10 protein-coding genes, 1 tRNA gene and 1 pseudogene are annotated in these 9,183 nt (G+C 71.2%); 5 read left to right on the top strand and 7 right to left on the bottom strand.

All coding sequences use genetic code 11. The features are described from left to right. The first annotated feature begins 107 nt into the window (after nt 1-107). A complete protein-coding gene (locus AB0958_RS43225; protein ID WP_366895977.1) occupies nt 108-905 on the top strand; it encodes a tyrosine-type recombinase/integrase in 798 nt (265 codons plus the stop codon). Nucleotides 906-992: 87 nt separating this feature from the next. Here the strand turns inward: AB0958_RS43225 and AB0958_RS43220 are convergent. Together AB0958_RS43220 and AB0958_RS43215 are read right to left on the bottom strand one after the other, a co-directional pair. Beyond that, a tRNA-Leu gene (locus AB0958_RS43220) sits at nt 993-1,080 on the bottom strand. 137 nt (nt 1,081-1,217) lie between these two features. Then, nucleotides 1,218-1,643 (bottom strand): MarR family transcriptional regulator, encoded by a 426-nt coding sequence (locus AB0958_RS43215; protein ID WP_366895976.1) that lies wholly within the window; start codon nt 1,641-1,643, stop codon nt 1,218-1,220. A gap of 61 nt (nt 1,644-1,704) precedes the next feature. Here AB0958_RS43215 and AB0958_RS43210 point away from each other — a divergent pair, with 61 nt between their 5' ends. Beyond that, complete coding sequence (locus AB0958_RS43210; protein ID WP_366895975.1) at nt 1,705-2,622, top strand: LLM class flavin-dependent oxidoreductase; 918 nt, start codon at nt 1,705-1,707, stop codon at nt 2,620-2,622. Nucleotides 2,623-2,690: 68 nt separating this feature from the next. Here AB0958_RS43210 and AB0958_RS43205 read toward each other — a convergent pair whose 3' ends face one another. From AB0958_RS43205 to AB0958_RS43195, 3 genes are all read right to left on the bottom strand, one after another. Then, nucleotides 2,691-3,638, bottom strand: a complete 948-nt coding sequence (locus AB0958_RS43205; protein ID WP_366895974.1) for a beta-ketoacyl-ACP synthase III — start codon at nt 3,636-3,638, stop codon at nt 2,691-2,693. Nucleotides 3,639-3,785: 147 nt separating this feature from the next. Further along, nucleotides 3,786-3,920, bottom strand: a complete 135-nt coding sequence (locus AB0958_RS43200; protein WP_366895973.1) for a hypothetical protein — start codon at nt 3,918-3,920, stop codon at nt 3,786-3,788. Beyond that, the gene (locus tag AB0958_RS43195; RefSeq protein WP_366895972.1) at nt 3,895-5,223 is read right to left on the bottom strand and encodes an OFA family MFS transporter; all 1,329 of its coding nucleotides are present in this window, start codon (nt 5,221-5,223) and stop codon (nt 3,895-3,897) included. The genes AB0958_RS43200 and AB0958_RS43195 overlap by 26 nt, the downstream gene beginning before the upstream one ends. A gap of 95 nt (nt 5,224-5,318) precedes the next feature. Here AB0958_RS43195 and AB0958_RS43190 point away from each other — a divergent pair. Both AB0958_RS43190 and fdhD read left to right on the top strand, forming a co-directional pair. Beyond that, nucleotides 5,319-5,438 (top strand): annotated as a pseudogene (locus AB0958_RS43190) (Fe-S-binding domain-containing protein); the annotation flags it as partial. 8 nt (nt 5,439-5,446) lie between these two features. Then, a complete protein-coding gene (gene fdhD / locus AB0958_RS43185; protein ID WP_366895971.1) occupies nt 5,447-6,295 on the top strand; it encodes a formate dehydrogenase accessory sulfurtransferase FdhD in 849 nt (282 codons plus the stop codon). Nucleotides 6,296-6,409: 114 nt separating this feature from the next. On the opposite strand, the gene AB0958_RS43180 is transcribed toward fdhD, so the two are convergent. Beyond that, nucleotides 6,410-6,937, bottom strand: a complete 528-nt coding sequence (locus tag AB0958_RS43180; RefSeq protein WP_366895970.1) for an isochorismatase family protein — start codon at nt 6,935-6,937, stop codon at nt 6,410-6,412. Between the two features lie 97 nt (nt 6,938-7,034). Further along, complete coding sequence (locus AB0958_RS43175) at nt 7,035-8,057, bottom strand: bile acid:sodium symporter family protein (RefSeq protein ID WP_366895978.1); 1,023 nt, start codon at nt 8,055-8,057, stop codon at nt 7,035-7,037. Between the two features lie 160 nt (nt 8,058-8,217). Between AB0958_RS43175 and AB0958_RS43170 the strand changes: the two genes are divergently transcribed. After that, nucleotides 8,218-9,081 carry a LysR substrate-binding domain-containing protein gene (locus AB0958_RS43170; protein ID WP_366895969.1) on the top strand — a complete coding sequence of 288 codons (864 nt, stop codon included), beginning with the start codon at nt 8,218-8,220 and terminating at the stop codon, nt 9,079-9,081. Nucleotides 9,082-9,183: the final 102 nt, after the last annotated feature.

The raw sequence follows: 9,183 nt of genomic DNA, 5'->3' as shown, positions 1-9,183 counted from the left end.
GACACGTCAGTCGGGCTACCGGCCTGCCCGCCAGCAGCCACGGAACGCGAAACGGTCTGCCGACTCTGTCGGCAGACCGTCAAGAAAGATCGAGGCTAGGCTCCACCATGACTGCCAATGGGACGCCACCGTGTCCCGGAGGCCAGAAACCCCCCGCAGTTCGGATGCGGGGGGGTTTCTGCATTGTGACGCCTGCCAGAGGCCAGGACACAGCAGCCGAAAGTGGACCGGGCGGGCTTTGTTCGCTAGAGCAGTGCGCGGAAGGGGTTCTCTTCAAGAGGTTCAGGCCGCTCGGTCACTGTCTTCGTGATGCTCCGCTGTGGACCGTCTACGCCGCTACCGGCGTGCGGCGCAGTGAGGCGCTGAGGATGAAGTGGTCACTCGTCCACTGGGAAGAGGGAGCCATCGAACTGGGCTGGGTCGTGGTCGAGGAGGGCAACACCTACCGTCTCCGGAAGCTGACCAAGGATGGTGACGACAACGCTCTGAACTACGTGGATCAGTCCGTGATGAATGTCTTGAAGCGGCAGAAGGAGCGGCAGGACGCCGAGCGTGCACGTCTCGGCTCCGCGTGGGTCGATCATGACCTTGTGTTCGCTCGTGACGGCTTCAAGCTCTACCGGGGTGAGGCAGGCGGGCCGCAGGACCCGGAGAAGGTCTCGGCTCGGTGGCGCACCCTGCGCACCCGTGTGCACCTGCCGGAGGATTTCCGGATCCACGACTGGAGGCACAGCAAGGTCACGAACGATCTGGAGGCCGGGGAGAACCCCGTAGAGGTCTCCGCCAACGTCCGGCACCACTCGCCGGGCTACACCATGGCCAAGTACGGCCACTCTCGTAAGGACGGAGCGCGGAAGCTCGCCGCCTCCGGTGCGGGCCGACTCGGCCTGTCATCCCTGGTCTGACCTGGGGAATCTCCAGGCTGCTGGTCACGTGGTTGGTCACGCCACAGCCCTGGAAAGCAGAAAACCCCTGATCAACAGGGTCTCAGCTGGTGTCCGAGGGGGGACTTGAACCCCCACGCCCGATAAAGGGCACTAGCACCTCAAGCTAGCGCGTCTGCCATTCCGCCACCCGGACCAGGTGTCTGCCGCCTGACCGGGGGTGTTCCCCGCGGCGACAGGGACAACAATACCAAGCTTTCGGAGTGCCTTTCACCTGCGTTTGGATCGACATACCCGCAGGTGGGGGCCGTCTCACCGAACGTGCCCGGCCCGCTACCGTCCGGGCAGCAGTGCCCGCAGGGCCCGGACCAGGGTGGCGGCCGTCTCGTCGTCCAGCGGCGCGAGGAACCGGCGCTCGGCCGCCAGCCGCGCCTCCTCGGCCCGCCCCATCCGCTCCCGTCCGGCATCGGTCAGCTCGACGATGTTGCGCCGCCGGTCCCGGGGACTGCGCCGGCGCTCGACCAGTCCGCGCCGCTCCAGTCCGTCGAGGAGCGCCACCATCGTCGTCCGGTCCACCCCCATCCGCCCCGCCACCTCGATCTGCGACAGCGGCTCGGCCCCGGCCAGCACCACCAGCACCGCCAGGTCGTGCCCGTCCATGCCGTAGGGCGCGAGGGCCTCGGCCGACGCCCGCGCCAGCTCGGCCTGGACGTGCTTGAGCAGGTAGCCCAGCCGGGATTCGAGGGGATCACTGACCATGCGGCTGACGATATCGGGAATATATCGTCAGTAGCGCTGACAATCACCTAATCTGACGACCATGACGACAGCGACCGTGCGGTTCGGCATCAAGACCACACCCATGCACGTCCCCTACGACGACATCCGCCGCGTCTGGCAGGAGGCCGACGGGATACCCGAGATCTCCGACGCCTGGCTCTGGGACCACCTGCTGCCCGTGGCGGGGCCGAAGGACGGAGCCGTCCACGAGGGCTGGACGCTGCTCGCCGCGCTGGCCGCCCAGACCGCGCGGCTGCGCCTCGGGCTGCTGGTGACCAGCAACCGGATCAGGCCGCCCGCGCTCCTCGGCAAGACGGCGTCCACCGTGGACGTGGTCTCGGGCGGGCGGCTGGTCCTGGGCCTGGGCGTGGGCGGGACGCACCAGCCGCCCGGGGCCGGCGGGATCCGGGGAGAGAATCCGGCCGTCGCCGAGTACGCGGCCTACGGCCTCACGCTCGTGGCGCCCGCCGAGGGCATCGCCCGGCTCGCGGAGACGGTACGGATCCTGAAGCTGATGTGGACCCGGGACGTCTTCGACTTCGAGGGCGAGTACTACCGGCTCACGGGCACACGCAACGAGCCCAAGCCGGTGCAACGCCCGGGGCCCCCGCTGCTCATCGGCGGCTGGGGCACCCGCCTGCTGCGACTGGTCGCCGAGCACGCCGACGTCTGGAACGTGCCCGGACCGCCGCACCACACCGTGGAGTTCGTCGCCGAGCGGTCCAGGGTGCTGGACGCGCACTGCGCCGACCTGGGCCGGGACCCGGCTCAGATCGCCCGCTCGGTCCAGGTCCTGGTGTCGTACGACGACCCGGCGACGACCCGGGCCACGGTCACCGCCCTCATCCGCGCCGGGATGAACCACATCGTGCTGAGCCTGCCCCGCCCCTACCCGCAGGGCGTGGCCCGACGGCTCGCCGAGGAGGTGATCGCCCCCGTGCGCGCCGTCACGGCATGAGCCGGTGGCCCGGGAAGTCTGCCGGCAGCCGCCCGCCGATGGGGGGCGGCGCCCGAGGGCAGCGCCTCTCAGGGGCAGCGCACGACCTGCCCGGCGTACGAGAGGTTGCCGCCGAAGCCGAACAGCAGGACCGGGTCGCCGCTGCTGACGCGCCCCTGTTCGACCAGCTTGGACAGGGCCAGCGGGATGCTGGCGGCAGAGGTGTTGCCGGACTCGGTGACGTCCCGTGCCACGACCGCGTTGACCGCGCCGATCTTCTGCGCGAGCGGCTCGATGATCCGCAGGTTGGCCTGGTGCAGCACGACCGCCGCGAGGTCGACGGGGTCCACGCCCGCCCTCTCGCAGGCGCGCCGGGCGATGGGCGGCAGCTGGGTGGTGGCCCAGCGGTAGACGCTCTGCCCCTCCTGGGCGAACCGGGGCGGGGTGCCCTCGATCCGCACGGCGTGGCTCATCTCGGGGACGGAACCCCACAGCACCGGCCCGATCCCGGGCTCCTCGCCGGGCGCGCAGGCCTCGACCACGGCCGCGCCCGCCCCGTCGCCGACGAGGACGCAGGTGGTGCGGTCGGTCCAGTCCGTCACCTCGGACATCTTGTCGGCGCCGATGACGAGCGCACGCGTGGCGGCGCCCGCCCGGACCGTGTGGTCGGCGGTGGCGAGCGCGTGCGTGAAGCCGGCGCAGACCACGTTGACGTCTATCGCGGCGGGGCCGGGAACGCCCAGCCGGGCGGCGACCCGCGCGGCCGTGTTCGGGGACCGGTCGATCGCGGTGGAGGTGGCGACCAGCACCAGGTCGATGTCCGCGGGGGTGAGGCCGGCCGCGGCGAGGGCCTTGGCCGCGGCGTGCGCGGCGAGTTCGTCGACGGGTTCGTCGGGGCCTGCGATGTGCCGGGTGTCGATGCCCACCCGGCTGCGGATCCACTCGTCACTGGTGTCGACCATGCTCGCCAGGTCCGCGTTGGTGAGCACCTTCGCGGGCTGGTAGTGGCCGACGGCGGCGATGCGCGAGCCGTTCATGGGTGGTGGGTCCCCCTCGTTGCCTCGGTGTGGGCCCACCAGTCTGTTCAGTGACTCACGAGTACGACGGCATGTGAGGCCACAGGAAACGGGCGCCCGAGTTGTCGGCTTCTTGCAGACTCCCGGACGCCCGGACATGCTTCCGGTTCAGCCGTTGAACAGTTGGGTCGCCTTCCGCACGAGTTCGTACACGCCGTAGGCGAAGGGGGCGCCCACCCAGAGCCAGGCCACGGCGATCAGCCAGCGGCGGTCCGGCTCAGGCCGGCTGCTGTCGTTCGACATCGACGGCCTCCCTCGGTGCGGGGATGTGGTGACGGGTGTGGACGGGCCGGACCAGCTCGTTGGCGACGAACCCGACGACGAGCAGCCCGATCATGATGCCGAAGGACAGGGTGTACAGGTCGGAGCCGTGTCTGCCGGCGCCCTTCTGGTGGTCGGCGATCCAGTTGACGATCAGCGGCCCGAGGACACCGGCCGTGGACCAGGCGGTGAGCAGCCGGCCGTGGATGGCGCCGACCTGGTAGGTGCCGAAGAGGTCCTTCAGGTAGGCGGGCACGGTCGCGAAGCCGCCGCCGTAGAAGGAGAGGATCACCAGGGCGCAGAGCACGAACAGTGGCTTGGAGGAGTCCCCGAACAGGACGATGAGCAGGTACATCAGGGCGCCCACGCCGAGGTAGACACGGTAGATGTTCTTGCGGCCGATCAGGTCGGAGGTCGACGACCAGCCGATGCGGCCCGCCATGTTGGCGGCGGACAGCAGGGCGACGAACCCGGCCGCCGCGGACGCGGACACCGGGGTGGAGCTGTCGGCGAAGAAGTCCGTGATCATCGGGGCGGCCTTCTCCAGGATGCCGATGCCCGCGGTCACGTTCATGCAGAGCACGACCCACAGGCACCAGAACTGCGGAGTGCGGATCGCGCTGTTCGCGGAGACCTGTACGCCCTCGAAGGCGCTCGGGGCGTCCGCGACCGGCTTCTCGGTGCGCGGGACGCGGATCAGCAGCACGCCGAGGGTCATGAACACGGCGTACGAGAGACCGTGCACCAGGAAGGCCAGCGCGATGCCATCGTTGTCACTGCCGAAGGAGGAGAGCATCTGCGCGGACCAGGGCGAGGCGATCAGCGCGCCGCCGCCGAAGCCCATGATGGCGATGCCGGTGGCCATGCCGGGCCGGTCCGGGAACCACTTGATCAGTGTGGAGACGGGTGAGATGTAGCCGATGCCGAGGCCGATCCCGCCGACGAAGCCGTAGCCGAGGACGATCAGCCAGTACTGCTCGGTCTCGGCGCCGAGCGCGGAGATCAGGAAACCGGCGGAGAAGCAGATCAGGGCCACCGTCATGGCCCAGCGGGGTCCGTTGCGCTCGACGAGGGTGCCACCGAACGCGGCCGACAGGCCGAGCATCACGATCGCGAGCTGGAAGGGCAGCGCGCTCTCGGTGCCGTTCAGGTGCAGCGCGGATTCGAGCGGCGGCTTGAACACGCTCCAGGCGTAGGCCTGGCCGATGGAGAGGTGGACGGCGAGGGCGGCGGGCGGGACGAGCCAGCGGCTCCAGCCCGGCGGTGCTACAGGGGGGCTGCTCATGAGTCCCCAACGGTAGGGGTGCACGGGGTGGTTGAGAACCCGGCCGGTCGATCGTCTGCGGTGAGCGGTATGCGGACCGCGCCGAACGGTCGTAGCTGCGTGTGCAGGACAATGAGATGGTCGAGGTCACCTCGCCGCACGGCGGCACGGTGACCCGGGGCATCCTCTGCAGCAAGGGCCGATTCGGCTGCCAGCACGTACAGAACCGGGGCTGATCAGGACAATGGGACGAGTCACGGAACGACGCAAGGTCATCCGCATCCGCGACGGAGCGGTCTCCACCCGGCCGGACACGCTGGTCGCCGAGGAGCCGCTGGAGATCAGACTCAACGGGAAGCCGCTGGCGATCACGATGCGCACGCCCGGCGACGACTTCGCGCTGGCGGCCGGGTTCCTGGTGAGCGAGGGGGTCCTGGCGGGCGCGGAGGACCTGCAGAACATCGTCTACTGCGCGGGCGCGGCGGCCGACGGCTCCAACACCTACAACGTGGTCGACGTGCGGACCACGCCGGGCCTGGAGCTTCCCGACTTCACCCTCGAACGCAACGTGTACACGTCCTCGTCCTGCGGGCTGTGCGGCAAGGCGAGCCTCGACGCGGTGCGGACGACCACGCGCTGGCCGATGGCCGACACTCCCCCGGTCCGGGTGGGGCCCGAGCTGCTGGCGAGCCTCCCCGACCGGCTCCGCGCGGCCCAGCGGGTGTTCGACCGGACCGGGGGACTGCACGCGGCGGCCCTGTTCACGGAGGACGGCGAGCTGGTGGACGTCCGCGAGGACGTGGGCCGGCACAACGCGGTGGACAAGCTGGTGGGCCGCGCCCTGCAGAACGGTGAGCTGCCGCTGTCCCGCGCCGTCCTCCTCGTCTCCGGGCGGGCCTCCTTCGAGCTGGCGCAGAAGGCCGTGATGGCGGGCGTCCCGGTGCTCGCGGCGGTCTCGGCGCCGTCGTCGCTGGCGGTGGACCTGGCGGCGGAGACCGGTCTGACCCTGGTCGGCTTCCTGCGGGGCAGCAACATGAACGTGTACGCGGGTGAGGGCCGCATCGCTCTCGGGGCCGCGGCCGCCCAGGGCTGAGCGGTTCCCGGTTCGAACGTCCGGGCGGCACATCGTCACGGCGGCAGCCCCGAGAGCGGCGGGGAGTGCCCCCCTGCGCCGCGGAGGCCCCGTCCCGGTCCCGCCCGCCTCGGTTCAGGGGCGGGCGAGGTGGACGTCGGCGGCGGTCGCGACCGTGCCCAGGCGCGGGAAGTCGAGCCGGACGGACGCCTCGTGCTCGGCGGCCGTGAGGGCGGCCATGGCGTCCTCGACGAAGACGAGGTCGTAGCCGAGGTCGGCGGCGGCGCGGGCGGTGGACTCGACGCCGAGGTTGGTGGCGATCCCGCCGAACACCAGCCGGGTGACGCCCAGCGCGCGCAGCCGGGCGTCGAGGTCGGTCCCCTGGAAGCCGCCGATCGTGTGTTTGACGATCTCCACGTCCCCCTCCTTCCGCAGACCCGCCACCAGTGCGCTGCCCGGCGGCTGCTCGGCGAGCGAGGGGCGCTCCACCCGGACGAGCACCACGGGGGCGCCGGCCGCGCGGAAGGCAGCGGCCAGCTCCTCGGCGGCGTACAGGACTTCGGTGCCCTTGCGGGGCGCCAGGGGCAACGCGACGATTCGGTCCATCAGGTCGACGAGGACGAGGGCCGTACGCGCCGGATCGAGCGTCAGGGGTGCGGTCATGACGGAACGTTAGCCGTCATGAGCCGTCCGTACCGGAAATCCGGATCAACCGGCACATGAACCGGTCGCGATCGCGCCCCGCCCGGGTCCCGCCCCGTCAGTGGCGGGGCGTCCCGGTGGCCGCCGCCGGCCGTGACCGGGCCGTCGGGCCGGCCGGGGGCGCGGCCTGCTCCTGGGCCTGCGGGTCGTGGGCGCGGCGCTTGGCGATGACCGCGCAGACCATGAGCTGCATCTGGTGGAAGAGCATGAGCGGCAGCACGGCCAGCGAGGCGTGGGCGCCGAACAGCACACTCGCCATGGGCAGCCCGGAGGCGAGTGACTTCTTGGACCCGGCGAACTGGATGGCGACGCGGTCCTCGCGGCCGAAGCCGAGCGCCTTGGCGCCGTACCAGGTCACCACGAGCATCACCGCGAGCAGGGCGGCCTCCACCACGAGCAGTCCGCCCAGCCGGACGGCGCTGACCTGGTGCCAGATGCCCTTGACCATGCCCTCGCTGAACGCGGTGTAGACGACGAGCAGGATGGAGCCGCGGTCGACCAGGCCGAGGACCTTCTTGTGCCGTTTGACGAACTCGCCGATCCAGGGCCGCAGCAGCTGCCCGGCGACGAACGGCACCAGCAACTGGAGCACGATCTTGACGATGGAGTCCGCGGAGAACCCGCCCCCGCCGTTGCCGAGCAGGGCGGCGGCAAGCAGCGGGGTCAGGACGATGCCGACGAGCGAGGAGAAGGAGCCGGCGCAGATCGCGGCGGGCACGTTGCCACGGGCGATCGAGGTGAACGCGATCGACGACTGGACGGTGGAGGGCACCAGGGTCAGGAAGAGGAGGCCCTGGTAGAGCGGCTGGGTGAGGAGCACGGGCACCAGGCCGCGGGCGGCCAGGCCGAGGACGGGGAAGAGCACGAAGGTGCAGACCAGCACCGTGAGGTGGAGCCGCCAGTGCCGCAGTCCGTCGACGGCCTCGCGGGTGGACAGGCGGGCGCCGTAGAGGAAGAACAGGAAGGCGATCGCCGCCGTGGAGGCGCCGGAGGCCACGTCGGCGGCCGTCCCCCGGGCCGGGAGGAGCGCGGCGAGACACACCGTCCCGAGCAACAGCAGGACGTACGGGTCGATCGGCATCCGGCGGGGCCGGCTCAGGCGTTTCACGGTGCTCCACTTACGGGTCGGTCAGGTTCTCAGTGGGGGCCGGGAGGCCCTGTCCATCGTCCTCCTCCTGGAGGTGATCGGGAATCCGGCATACCACTCTGACTGCCATCACGTTCCGCGATAACATGTTCGAGTGTACGACCCCTCACACCTGCGCACCTTCCTGGCGGTGGCCAGGACTCTCAGCTTCACCCAGGCGGCCCGTCGGCTGGGGCTGCGCCAGTCGACGGTCAGCCAGCACGTGCGCAGACTCGAGGAGGCGACCGGCCGGCAGCTGTTCTCCCGCGACACGCACTCCGTCGAGCTGACCGAGGACGGTGAGGCGATGCTCGGTTTCGCCCGCCGGATCCTGGAGGTGCACGAGCAGGCGGCGGCGTTCTTCACCGGCACGCGGGTGCGCGGCCGGCTGCGCTTCGGCGCGTCGGAGGACTTCGTGCTGACCCGGCTGCCGGAGATCCTGGAGGGCTTCCGCTACGACCACCCCGAGGTCGACCTGGAACTCACGGTGGAGCTCTCGGGCACCCTGCACGAGCAGCTGGCCGCCGGGAAGCTGGACCTGGTGCTGGCCAAGCGGCGGGCGGAGGAACCGCTGGGCGAGCTGGTGTGGCACGACGACCTGGTGTGGATCGGCGCGGAACGGCTCCGCCTGGACCCCGACCGCCCGGTCCCGCTGATCGTCTATCCGCCGCCGGGCATCACCCGCGCGCTGGCCCTGGAGGCGCTGGAACGCCAGGGCCGCGAGTGGCGCGTCGCCTGCACCAGCGGCAGCCTCAACGGCCTGATCGCGGCGGCGCGGGCGGGCCTGGGCGTGATGGCCCATTCGAGGGGCCTGATCCCACCGGGCCTGTTCCGCGTCCCGGACCGGGCGGGCCTGCCGGAGCTGGGCCGGGTCGACTTCGTACTCGTGCACGGCCAGGGACGATCACCCGCCCAGGGCGCGGCCGACGCGCTGGCGGCCGCGATCCTGACCAGCGGCGGCCGCCTGCGACGCCCCTAGAGGGGGCCTGTCTGACAATTCCCGTCGTCGCCCGGAGGGCGGCCGCGCGGCGTCAGGCGCGTGCTCTGGGGGTCCCCCCGGCCGGAGGCTGGGGGAGCGTGC

The sequence above is a fragment of the Streptomyces sp. NPDC006655 genome, assembly GCF_040703965.1.
GTDB lineage: Bacteria > Actinomycetota > Actinomycetes > Streptomycetales > Streptomycetaceae > Streptomyces.
The sequence above is the reverse complement of the archived record's forward strand: the minus strand, read 5'-3'. Positions and strand labels throughout refer to the sequence as shown.

Bases quoted from the DNA above. Each gene is read 5' to 3' on its own strand.
- fdhD (WP_366895971.1), top strand. From the start codon at position 5,447: ATGGGACGAGTCACGGAACGACGCAAGGTCATCCGCATCCGCGACGGA.
- AB0958_RS43215 (WP_366895976.1), bottom strand. From the start codon at position 1,643: ATGGTCAGTGATCCCCTCGAATCCCGGCTGGGCTACCTGCTCAAGCAC.
- AB0958_RS43195 (WP_366895972.1), bottom strand. From the start codon at position 5,223: ATGAGCAGCCCCCCTGTAGCACCGCCGGGCTGGAGCCGCTGGCTCGTC.
- AB0958_RS43175 (WP_366895978.1), bottom strand. From the start codon at position 8,057: ATGCCGATCGACCCGTACGTCCTGCTGTTGCTCGGGACGGTGTGTCTC.
- AB0958_RS43225 (WP_366895977.1), top strand. From the start codon at position 108: ATGACTGCCAATGGGACGCCACCGTGTCCCGGAGGCCAGAAACCCCCC.
- AB0958_RS43205 (WP_366895974.1), bottom strand. From the start codon at position 3,638: ATGAACGGCTCGCGCATCGCCGCCGTCGGCCACTACCAGCCCGCGAAG.
- AB0958_RS43210 (WP_366895975.1), top strand. From the start codon at position 1,705: ATGACGACAGCGACCGTGCGGTTCGGCATCAAGACCACACCCATGCAC.
- AB0958_RS43200 (WP_366895973.1), bottom strand. From the start codon at position 3,920: ATGTCGAACGACAGCAGCCGGCCTGAGCCGGACCGCCGCTGGCTGATC.
- AB0958_RS43180 (WP_366895970.1), bottom strand. From the start codon at position 6,937: ATGACCGCACCCCTGACGCTCGATCCGGCGCGTACGGCCCTCGTCCTC.